At 70.9% G+C, this 21,133-nt stretch carries 19 protein-coding genes; 12 read left to right on the top strand and 7 right to left on the bottom strand.

All coding sequences use genetic code 11. The features are described from left to right. Window positions 1-3: 3 nt before the first annotated feature. Window positions 4-1,146 carry a lysophospholipid acyltransferase family protein gene (locus ACZ4SA_RS26295; RefSeq protein WP_468279031.1) on the top strand — a complete coding sequence of 381 codons (1,143 nt, stop codon included), beginning with the start codon at window positions 4-6 and terminating at the stop codon, window positions 1,144-1,146. Between the two features lie 243 nt (window positions 1,147-1,389). On the opposite strand, the gene ACZ4SA_RS26290 is transcribed toward ACZ4SA_RS26295, so the two are convergent. From ACZ4SA_RS26290 to ACZ4SA_RS26280, 3 genes are all read right to left on the bottom strand, one after another. Beyond that, window positions 1,390-2,583 (bottom strand): DUF5667 domain-containing protein, encoded by a 1,194-nt coding sequence (locus ACZ4SA_RS26290; RefSeq protein ID WP_468279028.1) that lies wholly within the window; start codon window positions 2,581-2,583, stop codon window positions 1,390-1,392. 307 nt (window positions 2,584-2,890) lie between these two features. After that, window positions 2,891-3,685, bottom strand: coding sequence for an ECF subfamily RNA polymerase sigma factor, BldN family (locus tag ACZ4SA_RS26285; protein ID WP_356638540.1), 795 nt, complete (start codon window positions 3,683-3,685; stop codon window positions 2,891-2,893). A 504-nt stretch (window positions 3,686-4,189) separates the two neighbouring features. Next, a complete protein-coding gene (locus tag ACZ4SA_RS26280) occupies window positions 4,190-5,131 on the bottom strand; it encodes an HAD family hydrolase (RefSeq protein ID WP_468279026.1) in 942 nt (313 codons plus the stop codon). Window positions 5,132-5,235: 104 nt separating this feature from the next. Between ACZ4SA_RS26280 and ACZ4SA_RS26275 the strand changes: the two genes are divergently transcribed. The 9 genes from ACZ4SA_RS26275 to hemB all read left to right on the top strand — a co-directional run bounded on the left by ACZ4SA_RS26275 (window position 5,236) and on the right by hemB (window position 14,818). Then, window positions 5,236-5,511, top strand: a complete 276-nt coding sequence (locus ACZ4SA_RS26275) for a glutaredoxin family protein (protein ID WP_468279024.1) — start codon at window positions 5,236-5,238, stop codon at window positions 5,509-5,511. A gap of 315 nt (window positions 5,512-5,826) precedes the next feature. After that, entirely contained in the window at window positions 5,827-6,552 is a 726-nt protein-coding gene (locus ACZ4SA_RS26270) for a redox-sensing transcriptional repressor Rex (RefSeq protein ID WP_468279022.1), read from the top strand. Beyond that, entirely contained in the window at window positions 6,549-8,294 is a 1,746-nt protein-coding gene (locus ACZ4SA_RS26265; RefSeq protein WP_468279020.1) for a glutamyl-tRNA reductase, read from the top strand. The genes ACZ4SA_RS26270 and ACZ4SA_RS26265 overlap by 4 nt, the downstream gene beginning before the upstream one ends. After that, window positions 8,291-9,250 carry a hydroxymethylbilane synthase gene (hemC, locus tag ACZ4SA_RS26260; RefSeq protein ID WP_468279018.1) on the top strand — a complete coding sequence of 320 codons (960 nt, stop codon included), beginning with the start codon at window positions 8,291-8,293 and terminating at the stop codon, window positions 9,248-9,250. The genes ACZ4SA_RS26265 and hemC overlap by 4 nt, the downstream gene beginning before the upstream one ends. Continuing rightward, window positions 9,247-10,908, top strand: coding sequence for a bifunctional uroporphyrinogen-III C-methyltransferase/uroporphyrinogen-III synthase (locus tag ACZ4SA_RS26255; protein WP_468279016.1), 1,662 nt, complete (start codon window positions 9,247-9,249; stop codon window positions 10,906-10,908). The genes hemC and ACZ4SA_RS26255 overlap by 4 nt, the downstream gene beginning before the upstream one ends. Before the next feature lie 380 nt (window positions 10,909-11,288). Continuing rightward, on the top strand, window positions 11,289-11,720 hold the full coding sequence (locus ACZ4SA_RS26250) for an NfeD family protein (protein ID WP_468279014.1): 432 nt from the start codon (window positions 11,289-11,291) through the stop codon (window positions 11,718-11,720). 3 nt (window positions 11,721-11,723) lie between these two features. Continuing rightward, the gene (locus ACZ4SA_RS26245; protein ID WP_468279011.1) at window positions 11,724-12,764 is read left to right on the top strand and encodes an SPFH domain-containing protein; all 1,041 of its coding nucleotides are present in this window, start codon (window positions 11,724-11,726) and stop codon (window positions 12,762-12,764) included. Between the two features lie 147 nt (window positions 12,765-12,911). Beyond that, on the top strand, window positions 12,912-13,766 hold the full coding sequence (locus ACZ4SA_RS26240; RefSeq protein WP_468279009.1) for a class I SAM-dependent methyltransferase: 855 nt from the start codon (window positions 12,912-12,914) through the stop codon (window positions 13,764-13,766). Window positions 13,767-13,828: 62 nt separating this feature from the next. Beyond that, window positions 13,829-14,818, top strand: a complete 990-nt coding sequence (hemB, locus tag ACZ4SA_RS26235; RefSeq protein WP_468279007.1) for a porphobilinogen synthase — start codon at window positions 13,829-13,831, stop codon at window positions 14,816-14,818. Window positions 14,819-15,118: 300 nt separating this feature from the next. Here the strand turns inward: hemB and ACZ4SA_RS26230 are convergent, their stop codons facing one another. Together ACZ4SA_RS26230 and ACZ4SA_RS26225 are read right to left on the bottom strand one after the other, a co-directional pair. Further along, window positions 15,119-15,355: a DUF397 domain-containing protein gene (locus tag ACZ4SA_RS26230; RefSeq protein ID WP_468279005.1), complete on the bottom strand. Its 237-nt coding sequence runs from the start codon at window positions 15,353-15,355 to the stop codon at window positions 15,119-15,121. Next, window positions 15,352-16,176, bottom strand: a complete 825-nt coding sequence (locus ACZ4SA_RS26225) for a helix-turn-helix domain-containing protein (RefSeq protein ID WP_468279003.1) — start codon at window positions 16,174-16,176, stop codon at window positions 15,352-15,354. Before ACZ4SA_RS26225 ends, ACZ4SA_RS26230 begins: the two co-directional genes overlap by 4 nt. Window positions 16,177-16,289: 113 nt before the next feature. Here ACZ4SA_RS26225 and ACZ4SA_RS26220 point away from each other — a divergent pair, with 113 nt between their 5' ends. Next, complete coding sequence (locus tag ACZ4SA_RS26220) at window positions 16,290-16,691, top strand: ATP-binding protein (RefSeq protein ID WP_468279000.1); 402 nt, start codon at window positions 16,290-16,292, stop codon at window positions 16,689-16,691. A gap of 10 nt (window positions 16,692-16,701) precedes the next feature. Here the strand turns inward: ACZ4SA_RS26220 and ACZ4SA_RS26215 are convergent, their stop codons facing one another. Then, a complete protein-coding gene (locus tag ACZ4SA_RS26215; protein ID WP_468278998.1) occupies window positions 16,702-19,488 on the bottom strand; it encodes an alpha/beta hydrolase family protein in 2,787 nt (928 codons plus the stop codon). Window positions 19,489-19,720: 232 nt separating this feature from the next. Next, window positions 19,721-20,599, bottom strand: coding sequence for a glycoside hydrolase family 19 protein (locus ACZ4SA_RS26210; protein WP_468279049.1), 879 nt, complete (start codon window positions 20,597-20,599; stop codon window positions 19,721-19,723). A 243-nt stretch (window positions 20,600-20,842) separates the two neighbouring features. Here ACZ4SA_RS26210 and ACZ4SA_RS26205 point away from each other — a divergent pair, with 243 nt between their 5' ends. Then, entirely contained in the window at window positions 20,843-21,115 is a 273-nt protein-coding gene (locus ACZ4SA_RS26205) for a DUF1876 domain-containing protein (protein WP_468278996.1), read from the top strand. The last annotated feature ends 18 nt before the right edge of the window (window positions 21,116-21,133 follow it).

Raw genomic sequence — 21,133 nt, 5'->3', positions numbered from 1 at the left:
ACGATGGCGGACGCCAAGGTCATTCCGTTCGACGACGATCGTTCGCGCGGCGGCGGCGCGCAGCGCCCGGTGCGGCGGCGCGCAGCGCCCGGTGGGCGCCGGAAGGCCGACCCGGCGGTGGCGCGGGACGCCGCTGTGAGCCCGCTGCCCGGCCATCAGGGCGGCGAGGACGGGGACGGCGGTACGAGCGCTCCCCGCGCCTCCCCGGCCGCCTCGATCGCCGCCGGCGCAGCGGCCCTTTCCGGTGAGGCGCCGGGCGAGCAGGAGGCCGGCAGGCGGCCCCGAGGGGCGCCGGGCGTCGCCGCCGACAACTGGGACCGGAGGATCGCGGGCGGGCTGGCGTTCCTGCGCCGCCGGCTCACGGGCGACTACGAGGTCGACGAGTTCGGCTACGACGGGGAGCTCACCGATCAGGTCCTGATGTCGATGCTGCGGCCGATGTACGAGAAGTACTTCCGTGTCGAGGTGAAGGGCATCGAGAACATCCCGTCGGAGGGCGGGGCGCTGGTGGTGGCCAACCATTCGGGGACGCTGCCCCTGGACGGTCTGATGCTGCAGGTCGCCGTCCACGACAACCATCCGGCGGGCCGTCATCTGCGGCTGCTCGCGGCGGATCTGGTCTTCATGCTGCCGGTGGTCAACGAGCTGGCCCGCAAGGCGGGGCACACACTGGCGTGCACGGAGGATGCGGAAAGGCTTCTGCAGCGCGGCGAGGTCGTCGGCGTGATGCCCGAGGGCTTCAAGGGCATCGGGAAGCCGTTCGGCGAGCGCTACAAGTTGCAGCGTTTCGGGCGCGGCGGCTTCGTGTCGACAGCACTGCGGGCGGGCGCGCCGATCGTGCCGTGCTCCATCGTCGGGGCCGAGGAGATCTACCCGATGATCGGCAACGCAAAGACGCTGGCGCGGCTGCTGGGCTTCCCGTACTTCCCGATCACGCCGACGTTCCCGTGGCTCGGGCCGCTGGGGGCGGTGCCGCTGCCGACGAAGTGGACGATCCAGTTCGGGGAGCCGATCCCGACGGACGGGTATCCGCCGGAGGCGGCGGAGGACCCGATGCTGATGTTCAACCTCACGGACCAGGTGAGGGAGCAGATCCAGCACACGCTCTACAAGCTGCTGGTGCAGCGCCGCTCGGTCTTCTTCTGACGGCCCGGAGGGCCGACAAGAGTGAGGGGTGGGTCCCGAGTGGGCCCACCCCTCATCCGTGCGTGCCTAGGGCGTGTTTCGAAAGTCCCGCCTGGCCCACGACGCCTGGCACGCACACTCGCTGCGTTGTCGGAGTCATCCAGGTACGTCCAGTACGAGGATGATCCTCCGCCTTGCGATTGCACGCACCAGACGCCGCGGGCCCCGCCCTGCGGGCGGACGACGCTACTTTCGAAACACGCCCTAGTCGTCCTCCGCGTCGAAACCGAGACCGGGCAGGATGCCGGGCAGCAGCGGCGGGATGGTCACGTCCGGCGCCGGTGGTTCCGAGGCCTTGCCGGACGGGGACGGGGTCGTCCCGTCCTTCGGCGGGTCGAACAGGCCGCCCGTGTTGCCGCCGAGCAGGCCGTCGTCCTCCGAGCCGTAGGACGAGCCGGACGGGCTGGGCATGCTGTCCTCGCCCGTGTGGCTGCTGTCGCCACTGCCCGGCGCGGTGGGCGCCGTACGGTCGGGGTTCGCGGTGCGCCCGGAGTCCTGCGACGTGCTCGGGCCCCTCGAGCCGCGGTTCTTCTCGGGGGCGCGGGGCAGCATCGACTCGAGCGGCCCGACCTCTTCGTCTATGGCGTCGAAGGCGGAACTGACCTCGTCGCCGACATCGGTCAACTGAGCGGGCAGTCGGACACGCAGGCCGTCCCACGTGTCGCGGTGCGAGCGTGAGAAGGAATCGAGCGTGGCCATGGGCGCGAGCGAGCCGTCGCGCTCGTAGGCCGCGCTGAGCAGTCGGTGGCCTTCCGTGACGTCGTGCTGCATGCCGTTGAGCGCGCGGCGGACCTCGCCGAGGGCCTCGTGGTCCAGGCTGCCGGTGCGGCCCCGCTCCATGAGCCGGCGGGCCTCGCTGAGGCGGGTCGACGCCTGGTCGAGGTAGAGCTCTCCGCGGTCGGAGTCGTCGTCCGCCAGGCCGAGCTTGAAGTCCTCCATACCGCGCTTCAGCCCGTACAGCGAGTCACCGGGGAGGGCGTCGGAGCTGGCAGCGGCCACTCCGCTGAAGGCGCCCGCCGCCACGCCGACGGTCAGCCCCCCTGCCGCGAGCCCTTTCGACCAGCGGGAACGGGGTCGCAATTTCCGGAGCGGCGACGCCCGATGGGCGCCGCGGCCGGACATCCGCTGCTCGGGCACCGCAGGGCCCGTGGACGCACCGCCTGCGGCGGCCGTGCCTTCCAGCAGCATCGACTCCATGGCGGCCACAAGCTGTGCACGCTGCACCACCTTGACCTCGGGATCCATCTCCGGCTTCGGCAGCTCGCCGAGACCGTGGGCCAGGGTCAACAACCGTCCGCGCTCGGGCGGTTCGACCGACTCGGGCTGCTCGGCCGCCTGGTCTTCCAAGGCCTGGGCGAAGGCGTTCGCCCGCCGGTGCGCCGAAACGTTCGCGATCACTGGCGGCACCTCCTCTCGTCATGACGATCGACTCCCTTGAGGTTCCGGAAGGTTGCGCGCCTTGAGCACATCAACACGAAAGAGTGAGTGGCTGTGGACATGGCGCATCCAGAGGGAGCCTGCATCCCGCACAACGAGCGGCGCGGCACTTGGGTTACGCGCGAAAGATGATCGGACCAGTGCGTCATCAAGGCGTCACCGATTGTGAGTTGGGGACGGGGGCCGTGGGGGTCGGGGTGGGGGGATTGTCGGGGGTATTCGTGGGGCGTGGGGGGAGCGGTGGACGACGGCCTGGGCGGGGAACGAATCAGCGGGCGTCGTCGGGCAGGAGCCGGGCCAGTGTGCGGACCGCCCGGTACTGGAGGGTCTTGATGGCGCCCTCGTTCTTCCCCATCGCTCTCGCCGTCTCCGCGACGGACAGGCCCTGCAGGAAGCGGAGGGTGACGCACTCCTGCTGCTGGGGGTTGAGCTTGCGGACAGCTTCGAGGAGCGCGGCGTTGGACAGGGACTCCAGGACCGAGTCCTCAGGGCTGCGCTCCACCTCGTTGGCGTCGAGCATCTCGCCGGTGGTCACTTCCAGCCGGAAGCGGCTCGACTTGAAGTGGTCGGCGACCAGGTTGCGCGCGATGGTCACCAGCCAGGCGCCGAAGTCGCGGCCCTGCCAGGTGAAGGTCGAGATGCGGCGCAGGGCGCGCAGGAAGGTCTCGCTGGTGAGATCCTCCGCCGTCGCCTTCCCTCCGACGCGGTAGTAGATGTAGCGATAGACGGTGTCGCTGTACTGGTCGTAGAGTCGGCCGAAGGCCTCGGCCTCGCCTGCCTGCGCGCGCTCGACCAGGTCCATCATGCGGGCGCTGTCACTGTCGGCGGTCGGCCTGCGGGCGGTGGTCGAGCTTCCTGAGCTGCCGCGACCCGACCTTCTGCCCACCGCGGCGCGACCGTCGGCCAGGGCATAGCAGGGGGCGGCCGGGCCGCTGACGGCGAGGCGTGGTGTGGCGAATGCGGGGACGGCGTTCGCGGCGGGGACAAGGCCGCGCAAGTGGTCGAGGACCGCTGCGCGCAGCGTAGCCAGGCCCGAGGCGTCAACCCCGACGTGTGGGTACACGGGACTCCCAGAGGCAGAGCTTCCATCACGTGCAGTGCGGGACCGTTCACCCGTCGTGGGGACAGGTGGGGTCCGTCATGCGTCTGAGGAGAATAACGCTTCGTATAGGCAGTGTTACACCCAGTTGCTCAAATCATCGTTTCCGACGCTTCTGTTACGTCTAGGTGACGGAATCGGTCGCACATTGTGAGCAGTTGTTGATCGAATTAAGTCGTCATCTGTCTTGTCGGGCGATGCGTTGTGCCCGGCCCGCGGCAACGGGACTGGCCGGGGGCCCGGGAGGGCAGGGGCAGTGGACTGCCTGCCGACACGCGGGGGAGCACGTGTTCGGAGCGGCCTGCGGGCGCCCGAAGCGTCCGGTGCGGCGGGAGGGCCTGGTGGGGCGGGAGCGCCCGGTGCGGCGGGAGGGCCTGGTGGGGCGGGAGCGCCCGGTGTGGCAGGAGTGCCGGCTGCGGCTGGAGCGCCGGGGTGCTCCCGGCCCGTCGGCAGTCGGGGTCGACGTCGTCAGCGGCGTCGCCGGTGCAGCGCGACCGCCGCGGCGGTGCCGCCGGCCAGCGCGCCCACGCCGGCCGCGGCCGGGATGCCGACCTTCGCGGCCTTGCGGCCGGTGCGGTAGTCGCGCAGGCGCCACTCGCGTTCGCGGGCGTACTTGCGCAGCTTGGTGTCGGGGTTGATCGCGTACGGGTGGCCGACGAGCGAGAGCATCGGGATGTCGTTGTGGCTGTCGCTGTACGCCGCGCAGCGCAACAGGTCCAGGCCCTCGGCGGACGCCAGCGCGCGTACCGCCTCCGCCTTCGCCGGGCCGTGCAGCGGCTCGCCCACGAGCTTGCCCGTGTAGACGCCGTCGACGGACTCGGCGACCGTGCCGAGTGCGCCGGTCAGGCCGAGACGCCGGGCGATGATCGTCGCGGTCTCGACCGGGGCGGCGGTCACCAGCCACACCTTCTGGCCGGCGTCGAGATGCGCCTGGGCGAGGGCGCGGGTGCCGGGCCAGATGCGGTCGGCCATGTACTCGTCGTAGATCTCCTCGCCGATGCTCATCAGTTCGGAGACGCGGTGGCCCTGGACGATGGACAGGGCGCTCTCGCGGGCGTCCTGCATGTGTTCCGGGTCCTCGACCCCCGCGAGCCGGAACCACGCCTGCTGCCAGGCGAACCGGGCCAGTTCGCGGCGCTGGAAGAACTTCCGCTTGTACAGGCCCCGGCCGAAGTGGAAGATCGCGGCGCCCTGCATGACCGTGTTGTCGAGGTCGAAGAACGCGGCGGCGTGCTCGTCGCCCGCGACCGGGAACTCCGGTTCCGCGGGAGGGGCGGTGACGTCGAGCGCGTCGAGTGCCTCGATCGTCTGCGAGGACTTTCGCGCTGCCTCGGCTGCTGCTTCGCCCGCGAGCACGCTGCGTGCGGTGGCGGAGCGCCTACGGGGGGTGAGCCATCCCAGTGCGGCCATGTCGTGAGCATAGTCAGTCTGTTCGGTAGTTTCCGACACGCAGGGATGCCGTGGCGTGAACACTCCGCAACCGCGTTGTTAAAGGAACGGGCGAGAATGGACGCATGGGTCGACTGCTGCGGCGTACGAAGAAGAACTCGGGTGAACGTCAGGTCACTCTGATCGGGAAGCCCGGGTGTCATCTTTGTGACGATGCACGGGTGGTGGTCGAGGCGGTGTGTGCCGAGACCGGCGCCGTCTGGGAGGAGAAGGACATCACCCAGGACGAGGAGCTGCACCGCGCCTACTGGGAGCAGATTCCTGTCGTGCTGGTCGACGGCGAGCAGCACACGTTCTGGAAGGTCGATGCCGGGCGGCTGCGCCGGGCGCTGGATGCGTAGGGGGCGCGCCTGCCTGCCGTGCCTTCCCGGCACTGTCGGGACACGGCGGCGGCAGGGCACAGTAGACGCAATCAGGCGGTCTCGGGGGCGTATTCGAGAGGAGTGTGTACCGCTTTGTCCTCTTCGGCGCCTCAGTGGTCACCCTGGGTGCAGGGTTCCGTGATTCGGCTGCGGAATTGCGTGACCCCGGTCACTTTGGACGGACAAAGCGGACACCATCTTTGTGCACGCGTTCACAAAGACATAGCCTGCTGTCGACGGGGCGGTCCTTGGACACACGGCCGCCTGCAGCCTCGCTCATCCCCCAGGAGCACCGTGGCAACTGGCCGAAATCACCGACCGGCGACCCGTAGCCGAGGAATCCCCGAGGCCACCGTCGCCCGACTCCCGCTCTACCTGCGCGCACTGACGGCGCTGTCCGAGCGGTCCGTACCCACGGTCTCCTCCGAGGAGCTCGCGGCCGCGGCAGGCGTCAACTCCGCGAAGCTGCGCAAGGACTTCTCCTACCTCGGTTCGTACGGGACCCGCGGTGTCGGTTACGACGTGGAGTATCTCGTCTACCAGATCTCCCGTGAACTGGGGCTGACCCAGGACTGGCCGGTTGTGATCGTAGGAATCGGTAATCTCGGCGCCGCGCTCGCCAACTACGGCGGCTTCGCGTCCCGTGGTTTCCGTGTCGCCGCGCTGATCGACGCCGATCCGGCAATGGCCGGAAAACCGGTCGCGGGCATCCCGGTGCAGCACACGGACGAGCTCGAGAAGATCATCAGCGACAACGGCGTCTCGATCGGCGTGATCTCCACCCCCGCGGGCGCCGCCCAGCAGGTGTGCGAGCGTCTGATCGCCGCCGGTATCACCTCGATCCTGAACTTCGCCCCGACGGTCCTGTCCGTCCCCGACGGTGTCGACGTGCGCAAGGTCGACCTCTCGATCGAGCTGCAGATCCTCGCCTTCCACGAGCAGCGGAAGGCGGGCGAGGAGGCCGAGGCGGCTGGCCGCAAGGGCCCCGACGGTGGCATGTCCGCGGTGATGCCGGCATGAGTCTCCTGGTTGTCGGGCTGAGCCACCGCAGCGCCCCCGTGAGTGTGCTGGAGCGGGCGTCGCTTCCCACGGACGCGCGGATCAAGCTGCTGCAGGACACCCTGGCCGCGGAACCCGCCACCGAAGCGGCGGTGCTGGCCACGTGCAACCGCATCGAGCTGTACGCGGACGTCGACAAGTTCCACGCCGGCGTCGCCGAGCTGTCGACCCTGCTCGCCCAGCACAGCGGTGTGGGCCTCGAGGAGCTCACCCCCTATCTCTACGTGCACTACGAGGACCGGGCCGTCCACCACCTCTTCTCGGTGGCCTGCGGTCTGGACTCGATGGTCGTCGGCGAGGGCCAGATCCTCGGGCAGATCAAGGACGCGCTGGCACTCGGACAGGAACTGCACACCGCCGGGCGGCTGATCAACGACCTCTTCCAGCAGGCGCTGCGCGTCGGCAAGCGCGCGCACAGCGAGACCGGGATCGACAGGGCCGGGCAGTCGCTCGTCACCTTCGGCCTCGAGCAGCTCGCCGCGGGCGTGCCGGTCGAGCGGTGGGCCGCGGACAAGCGGGCGCTGGTCATCGGCGCCGGTTCGATGTCCTCGCTGGCCGCGACGACGCTGGCGCGCCTCGGCGTGCGTGAGCTCGTCGTCGCCAACCGGACCATGGATCGCGCGGAGCGGCTGGCCGCTGTGCTGTCCGAGTCCGGAACGGTCAGCGCGCAGGCGGTGCGCATGGCGGACGTGTCCGCCGAGCTGACCCGCGCCGACGTGGTCGTGTCGTGCACCGGCGCCACGGGGCTCGTGCTGACGGCGGAGTCGGTTGCGGCGGCGCTCGCGCAGCACGTGGTCCCCGAGTCCGCTGCCCGTACGGACCTGCGGGCTCCCGAGGGAAGCGTCGTCGCCCGCCTGGCCGCCGCGGCGGCTCGTGACGGCCGCGTCGCGGAACTGCCGGGCGGCGCGGACGACCTGGCCGGCGTCGACCGGGCCGGTGGCCCGGACGCGGGCCAGGCCGAGGCCCGGCCCACCGACGGGGACGCCATGGGATCGGTCCCCGGCGACGCCGCAGGAGCGAACGTTGCCCAAGGCGCCGAGAGCGCCGCCCGTGCCGGCGACGCGGCCGGAGCCGAGTGCCCCGTCGGGCTCGACGACTCCTTGGTGCAGCACGGCGCGTGGGTCGACAACGCCTCGCGTGGTGGCCGTAACGCCATCACCGGCACAGCCACGCCGCGCGGCCATGGGCCGGTACGGCTCGCGCTGCTCGACCTGGCCATGCCCCGCGACATCGACGCCGCGGCCCACCGCCTCCCGGGCGTACGGCTCGTCGACATCGAGTCGCTCGCCGAGGCCTCCGCCGACGCGCCCATGGCCGCCGACGTGGACCAGGTCCGCGCCATCGTCTCCGACGAGGTCGCCGCTTTCGGCGCGGCCCAGCGCGCCGCGCACATCACGCCTACCGTGGTCGCCCTGCGCACCATGGCCGCAGATGTCGTCGCCGGCGAGATGGCGCGGCTCGAGGGGCGGCTGACCGGACTCGACGAGAGGCAGCGCGCCGAGATCACCCAGACTGTGCGCCGCGTGGTGGACAAGCTCCTGCACGCGCCCACCGTGCGGGTCAAGCAGCTGGCCGGTGAACCCGGCGGCGCCGGGTACGCGGACGCGCTGCGGACCCTCTTCGACCTCGACCCGGAGACGGTCGCCTCCGTCAGCCGGGCCGACCTGAATGACGCAGACGTCAAGAACCGAGGGCGAGTATGACCGAGAGGGCACTGAGGCTCGGGACCAGGCGCAGCAAGCTGGCCATGGCCCAGTCCGGGCAAGTGGCTGAGGCGGTGCGCCAGTTGACCGGCCGCGCTGTCGAGCTCGTCGAGATCACGACGTACGGGGACGTCTCCCGTGAGCATCTCGCGCAGATCGGCGGGACGGGCGTGTTCGTCACCGCGCTGCGCGAGGCGCTGGCCCGCGGGGAGGTCGACTTCGCCGTTCACTCGCTGAAGGACCTGCCCACGACGCAGCCCGACGAACTGGCGCTCGCGGCCGTGCCGAAGCGCGAGGACCCGCGGGACGTGCTGATCGCGCGCGACGGCCTGACCTTCGAGCAGCTGTCGAACGGCGCCCGGATCGGGACCGGTTCGCCGCGCCGGATGGCGCAGCTGAACGCGTACGCCCGCACGCACGGGCTGACGATCGAGACGGTGCCGATCCGCGGCAACGTCGACACCCGCATCGGATTTGTGCGGAACGGGGAGCTCGACGCCGTCGTGCTCGCCGCGGCCGGACTCAACCGCATCGGCAGGACCGACGAGGTGACCGACTTCCTGTCGGTGGACTTCGTCCTGCCCGCCCCCGGCCAGGGGGCACTGGCGATCGAGTGTTCCGCGTCCGACGCGGACCTCGTCGCCGCGCTCGCCGAGCTCGACGACCCGCACACGCGGGCCGCCGTGACCGCCGAGCGATCCCTGCTCGCCGCCCTGGAGGCCGGCTGCTCCGCACCTGTGGGTGCGCTGGCCGACCTGTTGGGCGACGGCCAGGATGTCACCGAAATGCGCCTGCGCGGCGTCGTCGGCACGACCGACGGCTCGACGCTGGTGCAGCTGTCCACCACCGGCCCCGTACCCACGTCGCACGGCGACGCGGTGGCACTCGGACGCGAACTCGCGGACGAGATGCTCGCCAAGGGTGCGGCCGGTCTTATGGGGGAGCGAGCACTTTGAGCCCCACCGCCTCGAACCATCCGGCCCTTCCCGCACACGGGCACGTCACCTTCCTGGGTGCCGGTCCCGGCGATCCCGGTCTGCTGACTCTGCGCGCCGTCGAAGCGCTCGCCGGCGCCGACGTGCTGATCGCCGAGCCGCATGTGCTCGACGTCGTTCGCGGCCATGCACGGGCGAGCGTAAGCACGCCTGAACTGACGGTTGTTGACGACGCGTCAACCACCGCCGGGATCCCGGTCCTCAGGGATGCGGCCAATCTTGTCATGGAGGCCGCGCGGGGCGGCAAGCGGGTCGTCCGTGCGGTGACCGGCGACCCGGGCCTGGACACCAACGCAGGTCAGGAGATGCTCGCGTGCGCCGCCGAGGGGATTCCCTTCGAGGTCGTGCCGGGTGTCGCCACCGCGGTGGGCGTGCCCGCGTACGCCGGTGTCCCGCTCCGTGACGAGCACGGCACGGACGTCCGCTTCATCGACGCGCGGACCGCCTCCGACCGGTGCTGGACCGAGACCGGTGCGAGCGACTGCACCGTCGTCGTCTCCACCACCCTGGAGACCGTCGCGGCGGCAGCCGGTGAACTCGTGGCGGCAGGGCGCAAGCCGGACACCCCGCTGACCGTCACCGTCGCCGGCACGACGACGCGGCAGCGGACGTGGACGGCGACCCTCGGCACGATCGCGCAGACCCTGAAGCAGGCGAAGGCGCTGCCGTCCCCCGAGGGCCACCAGCCCGTCATAGCCGTGGTCGGTGAGCGCAGCGCCGCCGCCCAGCGCGACCAGCTCGCGTGGTTCGAGTCGAAGCCGCTCTTCGGGTGGCGTGTGCTCGTGCCGCGTACGAAGGAGCAGGCCGCCTCGCTCTCCGACCAGCTTCGTTCGTACGGCGCGGTGCCGCACGAGGTCCCGACGATCGCCGTCGAACCGCCGCGGACGCCGCAGCAGATGGAGCGCGCGGTCAAGGGACTCGTGACCGGCCGCTACGAGTGGATCGCCTTCACCTCCGTCAACGCGGTCAAGGCGGTGCGGGAGAAGTTCGAGGAGTACGGGCTCGACGCGCGCGCCTTCGCCGGGATCAAGGTCGCTGCGGTCGGCGAACAGACTGCCGCCGCCCTCGTGGACTTCGGTGTGAAGCCCGACCTCGTGCCGAGCGGCGAGCAGTCCGCGGCCGGTCTGCTGGAGGACTGGCCTCCGTACGACCCGGTTTTCGACCCGATCGACCGCGTCTTCCTGCCGCGGGCCGACATCGCGACCGAGACGCTGGTCGCGGGCCTCATCGAGCTCGGGTGGGAGGTCGACGACGTGACCGCCTACCGGACGGTCCGGGCGTCGCCGCCGCCGGCGGACACGCGCGAGGCGATCAAGGGCGGCGGCTTCGACGCGGTGCTCTTCACGTCGTCGTCGACGGTGCGGAACCTGGTCGGCATCGCCGGCAAGCCGCACAACGTCACCGTGATCGCGTGCATCGGTCCCGCGACGGCGAAGACCGCGGAGGAGCACGGGCTGCGGGTGGACGTGCTGTCCCCGGAGCCGTCGGTGCACCGCCTGGCGGAGGCCCTCGCCGAGTTCGGCGCGGCGCGGCGCGCTGCGGCGGTCGAGGCGGGCGAGCACGTGACGCGGCCGTCGGAACGGCGGCCGGGCGGCCGGCGGAGACGCACGACGACCTGACGACGACCGGGTGCCTACGGGTGTGGGCGGGCAGGGGTTCTTTCCTCTGCCCGCCCTTTTCCGTAGCCGGAGGGTCCGCCCCGCCCCTTGGCCGAGGCGTGCCCGCAGCAGCCGCGCCCCGCGGGCATGGCCCAGGGGCCTTGCGCCCGGGCGCCCGGCGGCGATGAAGGCACGGCCGAAGGCGGGCCCGCCGACGCTCCATGGCCGGTGTCCACTGCCACAGAATGGGTAAAATTGCCGCAAAAGTATTAAATGGTTGCCTAGGGTGTGCGGATCGGTGAGTTCCGTCCGTTCGGCAGGAGCCTGTTCCTCCGGTATCGGCAGCCGAGAGGCAATGGCCCAGCCATCCGCGTACCCGCACCGGTCAGGAGGGCTGCTTCATGGAGCCATGGCTGATCTGGTTGATCATCGCGGCGGTGCTGGCCGTGGCGGAGATCTTCACCCTCACTGCTGCGCTCGGAATTCTGGGTGGTGCCGCGCTGGTCACAGCGGGATCCGCCGCGGTAGGGCTCCCGCTGCCCCTGCAACTTCTGGTGTTCACCGTCGTCGCTGCGGCCGGTCTGCTGTTCCTGCGCCCCCTCGCGTTGCGCCACGTGCGCCGGTCCCAGGCCGAGCGATTCGGCGTGGACGCTCTGATCGGCAGTGCTGCCTATGTCGTGACCGAGGTGACCGGCATGGGTGGCAGGGTGCGCATCGGCGGCGAGGAATGGACGGCCCGCGCCTATGACGAGACGCTGGTGATCCCTCCTGGAACGACCGTCGACGTCATCGAGATCACCGGCGCCACCGCGCTCGTCTACCCCCGGGAGTGAACCATGGAAGCTTCGGCTCTCCTCGTCGCGGGCGTGATCGTCGCGCTCTTCGCCGTCTTCACCGTGATGCGGGCGGTACGCATCGTGCCCCAGGCACGCGCGCGCAACGTCGAACGGCTCGGCCGCTACCACCGCACCCTGCAACCCGGCCTCAACGTCGTCGTTCCTTACATCGACCGGGTCCATCCGGCGATCGACCTGCGGGAACAGGTCGTGTCCTTCAAGCCGCAACCGGTCATCACCGAGGACAACCTGGTCGTCGAGATCGACACCGTCATCTACTTCCAGGTCACCGACCCACGAGCGGCCGCCTACGAGATCGCGAACTTCCTCCAGGCGGTCGAGCAGCTCACCGTCACCACATTGCGCAACGTGGTCGGGTCGATGGACCTGGAGAAGACCCTCACCTCGCGTGACACGATCAACAGCCAGCTCCGTGGTGTGCTGGACGAGGCCACCGGCAAGTGGGGGCTGAGGGTCAACCGGGTGGAGATCAAGGCCATCGACCCCCCGCAGTCCATCAAGGACGCCATGGAGAAGCAGATGCGTGCCGAGCGGGACAAGCGGGCCGCGATCCTCGGTGCCGAAGGGCAGCGGCAGGCACAGATCCTCACCGCCGAGGGCGACAAGCAGTCCGCCGTCCTTCGCGCGGAGGGCAACCGCACCGCCGAGATCCTCAAGGCCGAGGGGCAGTCCCGGGCCATCGACCAGGTGTTCCAGGCCGTGCACCGCAACGATCCCGACCCCAAACTGCTCGCCTACCAGTACCTCCAGGCGCTGCCTCAGCTCGCGCAGGGGCCGGGCAGCACCTTCTGGATGATCCCCAGCGAGGTCACCTCCGCGCTCCAGGGCGTCTCCCGAGCCTTCGCCGAGGCGCTGCCCCGGTCACCGGCCACCCGGGAGAAGACCGCCGACGACAAGGCCGCAGAGGAAGCCGCCGACGACACGGCACAAGCCGCGGAGGCAGCAGCCGAGGCCCTTGCCGACGCAGCCAAGGCCGACGGCGTCACCACCGGCGCCCTCCCCCCACGGGACCGCCGATGAGGTCGCAGACTGGCGGAACCACCTCGGTCGCCTGCCGCCGCCCGCCCCGCGCAGCACGGCTCCACCCGCACTGTCTGGCGGCCGCGCACGGGGAGGCGTACACCGGAGGCAGAACGTCACGCGGGTGAGAACGAGTGGGAGACCGCCATGACCGCCTGGACCCTGCACGTCGATCCGGCCAACGCCGAGCAGGCCCGCGCCTGGGACGGCGAAGAGGGCTCCTACTGGGCGGCACACGCCGCCGACTTCGATCGTGCGATCCGCGCCTACCAACGGCCGTTCCTGGAAGCCGCGGCCCTGCACCGCGGTGAGCGCGTCCTCGACATCGGCTGCGGCAACGGAGTGACCTCCCGGGCTGCCGCCCGGCTCACCGTCGGCGGGCCGGTGCTCGGCGTGGACCTGTCGGGTCCCATGCTGCGCGTCGCCCGGCGCGAAGCCGACCGGGAGGGCCTCGACAGCGTCCGACACGAGCAGGCCGACGCCCAGACGTACCCGTTCCCCGAGGCGTCCTTCGACATCGCGGTCAGCCGCACGGGGGCCATGTTCTTCGCCGATCCCGTGACCGCGTTCCGCAACATCGCGCGCGCCCTGCGGCCCGGCGGCCGGCTGGTGCTGCTGGTGTGGCAGGGCCTGGAACGCAACGAGTGGTTCCGGTCGTTCGCGACCGCCCTCGCGGCGGGCCGCGACCTGCCCGTGCCGCCGCCGGACGCGCCCGGCCCGTTCGCCATGTCCGATCCCGGTGCCGTACGGGACACGCTCACCGCCGCCGGGTTCGACAAGCCCGAGCTGACGGGGCTGGAGCGCCCGATGAACTTCGGGCGGGACGCCGAGCGGGCCTACTCCTTCGTCTCCGGCATGCTCGCCTGGATGGCCGAGGACCTCGACGAGACCGGCCGGGCCCGGGCACTGGCGGACCTGCGGGCCGACATCGAGGCCCACGCGACGCCGCAGGGCGTGCTCTACGCGTCGGCCGCCTGGCTCGTCACCGCAACCTGCCCGTAGGGAGCCCCACACCGACGGGCTGTCGGCATTCGCACCCCCGCGGCGGGCGTAGCGTGGCATGCATGACTGTGTACGGATCCTTTCCCGGTGCGCGGCCGCGGCGTCTGCGAGTGAATCCTGCGATGCGGCGCATGGTCGCGGAGACCCGGCTGCACCCGGCCGATCTGATTCTGCCCGCCTTCGTGCGCGAGGGGATCAGCGAGCCCGTCCCGATCCAGGCGATGCCCGGCGTCGTGCAGCACACCCGTGACACGCTCCGGAAGGCCGCCGTCGAGGCATGCGAGGCCGGGGTCGCGGGGATCATGCTCTTCGGCGTGCCCGAGGACGCGAAGAAGGACGGCCTCGGGACCGCCGGCACGGACCCCGACGGCATCCTGCAGGTCGCGATCCGGGACGTGAAGGCCGAGGTCGGCGACGAGCTCGTCATCATGTCCGACCTGTGCCTGGACGAGTACACCGACCACGGGCACTGCGGCGTGCTGGCCGAGGACGGCCGGGTCGACAACGACGCCACGTTGGAACGTTACGCCGAGATGGCCCAGGTCCAGGCTGACGCAGGCGTCCATGTGGTGGGCCCGAGCGGCATGATGGACGGCCAGATCGGTGTCATCCGTGACGCGCTCGACACCATCGGCAAGGAGGACGTGTCGATCCTCGCGTACACCGCGAAGTACTCCTCCGCGTTCTACGGCCCCTTCCGCGAGGCCGTCGGCTCGTCGCTCAAGGGTGACCGCAAGACCTACCAGCAGGACCCGGCGAACGTCCGCGAGTCCCTGCGGGAGCTGGCGCTCGACCTCGAGGAGGGCGCGGACATGGTCATGGTCAAGCCGGCGGGCCCCTACCTCGACATCCTGGCGCGCGTCGCGGACGAGGTGAACGTGCCGGTCGCGGCGTACCAGATCAGCGGCGAGTACGCGATGGTCGAGGCGGCGGCGGAGAAGGGCTGGATCGACCGGGACAAGGCGATCGCCGAGACCCTGCTCGGCATCAAGCGGGCGGGCGCGAACATGATCCTGACCTACTGGGCGACGGAGGTCGCGCGCGGTCTCTGACCAGGCGGAGCACGGAGAAGCGGGCCCTTGAGGTCGTATGAGCAACAGCGGCAGCAGCCCCGGCCCCGGCCGCAGACAGTCGCCGCCGCCCCACCCGCTCGGTGAGCCCCCCGTCGACCGGCTCACCGAGCGGGAGCTCGAAGCTCACGCGCTCGGGCTGCTCGCCGAGTACGGGTGGCTGCACGTGCCCGGGGCCGAGCTGGGTTCCGCGCACGACGTCCGTGGCGACTGGAGCGACCTCGTCCTGCGGCCCAACCTCCGCAAGGCGATCCTGCGCCGCTGGCGTGACCCCGCCGGCCGTCAGCCGACGTGCGCGGTGAAGGCCGCCCAGGCGGCCGGTGCGAGGCTGAGCACCGGGCCGCCGACGTCCTTGGAGTCACGGACGTGGATCGCGGCAGGGTGGGTGGCGACCTCGACGCACTGTCCGCTTTCGTCGCCGCTGTGGGGCGACTTGCGCCAGGTGTACGCCACTTCGAGGCACTCGCCGCCCTCGCTGCCGCTGTAGCTGGACTTGAACCACTTCAGTGCGGTGCTCATCTCTCTCCCAGCAGCCGGTTCAACAGGGCCCTTGAATCCTCCGCGTTGAGGGCCTGAGTCCGCAGCATCGCATACTTCTGGGACAGGATGGACACCTCATCTTGGTCGGACACCAACTGGCTGCCGCGTTGAGTCTCGCTGTAGGCGAGCTGTTGGTGATCGGGCGTTTCCAGGAGGACGAACGGCCCGTCAAGTGCCGCATGTGACTCTCTGCCGAGCGGCATGATCTGGAGCGCGATGCCGGTCAGTCCGGAGCACGTGCGCAGATGGCCCAACTGCTCTCGGTAGGTGGCTGCTCCGCCAAGGTGGTCTCTGAGCACGGCCTCCCAGATGATGAAGCTGAGGTTGGGCGGAGGGTCGCGCCGCAGTATCGCCCGGCGACCCAAGCGCGCTGCCGCCTGCGCTTCGACCTCCCCTTCGCTGAAGGCTGGAACCCGGCTGCGGAACACAGCTCTGGCGTACTCCTCCGTCTGGAGGAGGCCGGGCAGGGCCTGGTTGGCGTAGAAGCACAAGGTCAGCGCCTCCCGCTCCAGGTCCATGTACTCCTCCGCCCACGCGGGGATCAGGTCCACCTCTGGCATGTACTCCAGCGCCACCGACAGCGCGCCCTTCGTGTCGAGGCGGTCGTCGAACCTCTGCGCGAGGTCCGGCTTCAGCGGGCGGCGGCCTTGCTCGATCGACGCGACGGTCTCCTCGCCGAGGATGAACTCGGCCGCGAGTTCGCGCTGGGTGAGGCCCGCGGCCTCGCGGAAGCGGGCGAGCTGGCGGCCGACCATCCGCATTGCCGACGCGTTCTTCCGGTGGCGTCTCCTGGGGTGCATGCCTGAGCAACTCCCCGGAGTGGGCCGTACGTTACGCCTCCACCACCCGTACAAAAGAAATGTACGGGCCGACGGAGTGCTGCCATCCGGTCACGCGCCGCGACTCTCGTCCCGTGGACAAGACGATGCAACACGAGGATGTGCGAGAGCTGTTCTGCCGCCGCGAGCGGCGATCCGTCGCGGCGGCACGGGAGTTCGCCCGTACGGCGCTCGCCGCGTGGGGCTGGGACGCCCGGGTGGACGACGTCACTCTGTGTGTGAGCGAGCTGGCGACCAACGCGCTGGTGCACGGCGTACCGCCGGGCCGCGGCTATCTGCTGCGGCTGTGGCTGTACGAGCGGGGCACGGCGCTGCGCGTGGAGGTGCACGACAGCGGTGACGGGAAGCCGTGCCTGCGCGACCCGGAGGGTGAGTCGGGGCGCGGCCTGCTGCTGGTCGATGCGCTGGCCGACACGTGGGGGGTGGGGCCGCGCGAACCCGGCAAGGTGGTGTGGTGCGAGTTCGCGCGGCCGTGATCTACGACGCCTACGGCGCGTCGAGCACCGTTCCGGTCATAACGGGGCCGTGCGGCTCGCCCTCGTCGTCGACGGACTGGAGGCCGACGTACTCCGCCGGTTCCTTCACCTGGTCGGCGACCGTGGGCAAGGTCATCTCCGCGCTCGTGCTCCCGGCCGGTACGGGCGCCCAGAGGTAGGCGTACTCGAGCTGGGACAGCGGGACGTCACCGTCGGGGACCTCGCCGATCATGTCCAGCAGCCACTGCCGGTCGACGTCCTTGGTGGACAGTTCGGGGCGGCCCGGGACGCCGACGAACCGGAGCGTCGACGACAGGTCCACGTCGGCGGGCGCGGAGAGAGCGACCCGCCACTTCAGGGGCTGTCCCTCGGTCACCTTGTCGGCGACGGGCTTCACGGTGATCTCCGGCATCGGGTCGTCGTTCTCGGCGGTGACCCCGCCTGAGTGCGCGCCGACGACGGTCCCGCGGACCGCCTTCACGAGTACGTCATGGGTTACGTCCCAGGAGTACCGCTTGTTGCCCTTCACCTTGACCGGTACGTCGATGCCGCTGCTGCCGGGCCGGACGGTCACCAGACGGTCCTTCGCCCGGCCGGTGGCCGGGTCGAGGACGTACAGGCGCACTGTGCCGCCGCCCTTGCCGGAGACGTGCACGGGCACCTGGTACGTGCGGACGCCCGAGTCGCCCTCCTTGACCTTCAGGCGACCGATGTCGACACGCGTGAGCGGGGCTTCCTTCACGGCGGGGGTGCCGGGGCTCCAGGCCCAGGCGTCCATCAGCCACGCCTGTCCCGAGCGGGTGCGCGGTGTCAGCTCCAGGGAGGCGAGCCGGCGCAGGTCGAGACCGGCGCGGGTGGCGGCGGCGAGCGGTACGCGCACTTCGCGCGCCCAGTACGAGGCGGTGCGGTCGCTGCCCGGCAGCCCGTCCACCCGGACGCCGCCGAGCTTCGCGCGCTTGCCGGAGGCGTCGGTGACGGCCACGTCCAACTGCGTCCGGGAGGTGTTCGGAGGCACGAAGACGCGCAGGGCGAGGCTCTGGGCCCCCTCGACGGAGAGAGGCTTTTCCGGACGCACTCGCACTGCTGCCGAGCCCGGCGCGGACCAGCGCATGGCCACGGCGCGGCGGCCCGTCTCGCGTTCCGGCTGCCATTGCGCGAAGTGCGGCGAGGAGCCGCCCGCCTCCGCGTTCAGGCATGCGGTGCGCGGGTCGGGATCGATCGCGGAGCACAGCCGTCCGCCGGTCACCGTCACGGGGCCGTCGGGCAGGAACCCGGCGCCCCGGCCTGCGCCCACCGCGTGGGTCAGCACCCGCGCCGGGTCGGCTGAGGGTGCCCGGCGGCCGGAGCCGTCGACCAGTTCGCGCACCCGGTCGTCGCCGGCGACGAACAGCCGCGCGGCGGCGGCGATGTAGGTGGCGCCGGCCCGGTGCTGCTGGTCGGCGGTCAGCCGGGTGGCGGTTCCGGGGGAGCACACCGGGTCCGGCTGCTCGGGGTCGTGCCAGAAGTCGTCGTCGGCGGGCGCCTGGGCCTGGCCGGGCGTCCACTCGCTGTTGAAGTAGTTGTGGTTCGCGCCGACCATGTAGACCGCGCTGTGCAGGGCCTTGCCCCGGCTGACGCCGCGGGTGCCGTCGGCGTACACCTGGCCCTGGAGGTCGGAGACGTCGCCGTCGCAGCCCGGCAGGATCGTCAGCGACGGGACGTCCGGCACCGGGTTCTGTCCGAAGATCGTCGGGCCGATGAGCACGGTCCCGCGGATGTGCCAGCGCACCTTGCCGCGGTAGCCGTCCTGCCCGGCAGGGGGCGGATACAGGCTGTCCATGGCGGCACGGTTGACGCCCTCGCCGCCGCGTGAGTGCCCGACGAGCAGGACGCGGGACAGGTCGGGCCTCGGCGCCTTGCGGACGGCCGTCGGGGCTGTGGCCGGCTTGGCTGCCCAGTCGGCCCAGCGGGCCAGGTGCTGACGTACGAGCGATGAGCGGGCCTGCGCGCCGCCGTCCTCGGCGTTCCAGTCCTGGCCGTTGACGCCGTTGGCGGAGACCGAGACGGTCACATAGCCCTGGGAGGCAAGCAGCCGCTGGTCACGCAGATAGCCCCGGTGGCTCGGGATCGGCTTCGCGCCCCTGGCGCACGGCCAGTCGATCGTTACCTCGTCGTCCTTGCCGGGGACGTAGCAGGTGGCGTGCCGCCCGTGCAGGAACAGCGCTACCGGGCGTTTGCCCGTGGCGCCCTTCGGCGCGACGACGACGCCGCGCATCTCGACGGGCGCGTCCAAGCCGGGCAGCCGGACCGGGTCGAGCGCGTACTCGCTCGTGGTCGTGGTGTACGTGCCCGGTTTGCCCGGGTCGACGGTGCCGGCCGGGAGCCGGGCGGGCGGCTGCGCTGCGGGTGGTGCGGCCCGCCGGTCGCGGGCGTCGGAAGCGGCCCCGGCCTCGTCGAGGCGGCGGCCGGCCGCAAGAACCTGAAGGTCGGTCAGGTTGTCGGTCCGGGCGTCCTCGAGGGGGAGGCGGAACGTCCGGCCGTCCTTGCCCGGCTCAGGCGCGCCCACCAGCTTGCCGTCGGCGTGGAACTCGACGCGCGCGTCGCCCGCCGGCACCGGGCGCGGTGAGCGCCACTCCAGCGCGCTCTCCCCGTCCTCCTCGGATATTCGCCAGCCGGGCGGCAGATCGAGCTCGTTTCCCTTCGCCGCTGCGGCGGTCAGGACGTCGGGTGGCTGCCGCGCCTGTGCCACCGCGGGCGACACCCCCACGACCGTGAGCACCGCCACGGCGGTGGCCCATATCCTCCGGGCACGTATCAACGGTCCCTCCTCGTCCCCGTGTTCGGGGCGCCCGTTCCCCCGGACGCCTCTCGATCCCGGAGGACGGGAGGAGGGTTGCGCGGGTTGCCTGTGGGAGGGCGTGAACCGGGTCCGTGCAGGACGAGGTGGCGTGAACCGGGCCTGTGGGGGATGAGGTGGCTTGAACATGGTGCGGCCGCGGCCGGGGGACGATGTCTCCCCGGTCCGCGGCCCGTTCAGTGGCGGTCCGTCCTCAGCAGTAGAGGTTCCCGCCGGTCGGCACGCCCAGGATCTGGGCGAACTGCTGGTACTTGCCGACCCTGCTCTGGACCTGCGCCGGGTTCTTTCCGTCGCACTCCAGCGAGCCGTTGATCGAGCGGATGGTGTGACCGAAGCCGGCCTGGTTGACCATGGCGTTGTGCCCGGTCATCGAGCCGGGGCCGCTCTGGGTGTTCCAGTACCAAAGGCCCGTCTTCCAGGCGACGGCCGCCTCGTTCTGGACACGCCACGGGTTGTTCAGCAGGTCGATGCCGAGCGCGTCGCCCGCGGCTTTGTAGTTGAAGTTCCAGCTGAGCTGGATCGGTCCGCGGCCGTAGTAAGCGGCCTGGCCCGCGGGGCAGCCGTAGGGCCGGCTCCAGTCGCAGTAGTGCGGGTAGTTGGCCTGGTTCTGCTCCACGATGTGGACCAGTCCGCCGGTCTCGTGGCTGACGTTCGCGAGGAAGGCCGCGGCCTCCTGCTTCTTCACCGTGTCGCTGCCGGTGTTGGCGAAGCCCGGGTAGGCGCTGAGGGCCGCGGTCAGGCCGCTGTAGCTGTAGAACGAATTCCGGTTCGGGAACATCTGGTTGAACTGCGACTCGCTGACCACGAAGCCGGACGGGGACGGGTTGCCGCCGCCGCTGCAGGTGTACGGGTTCCAGTACCAGGTGCTGATCGTCGGGTCGTAGCCCGGGTTGTCGTGCTCGGCTATGTAGTAGGCGCCGTTGTATCTGACAACGTTGCCAGTGGTGTACCAGGCACCCTGCTGCCAGTTCGGCGCGGTGTCGCAGACGGTGGCGGCTGAGGCGGCGGATGCGGAAGGCATCAGGACGACGGCGAGACCGGTCGCGACCAGGACGGCGACCAGCAGCGCCATGAGGCGGGTTCTCAGCACTCGATCACTCCTTTGAGCGCAACGGCCTTACCCGGAGCAGCAGTTGCTCTCCGGGCTCGGCCGCGGTGGGGGGCTGTGCGCCCACTCAAGCGCGCTTGACGTGATCGAGTCAAGGTATAGACCAATGTGACTTCCGGGTAAGTCCGGAAGCGTCTTGGGGCGACAGTTCGCGATCAGCGACCGCGCGGCGCACCCTTGAAGGGGTACCGCTGGAGGTGATCCGTCATGCAGACACTCGTTGGATGGCACATAGAGATGGAGTTCAAGGAAGAAGGCGACCGCACGAGGGCGGCCGCCATGGTGAGGCTCGGCGACGGCACGGAATACCGCGGTCACGGAAACGCGAACCGTCACCGGTCCGACGAGCCGCAGCTGCTGGTCGGCGAGGAGATCGCGGGCGCACGGGCCCTGATGGACCTCGCTTCCCAGCTGCTGCAGAAGGCTCACACGGAGATCGACGAAGCGTCGGGGAGGACTTCGCGCGAGATCCGGCCGTGACCGACCGGCGGCGAGCCC

This window comes from Streptomyces sp. NPDC027962, assembly GCF_055566095.1.
This window is presented reverse-complemented; position numbering and strand designations above follow the sequence as displayed.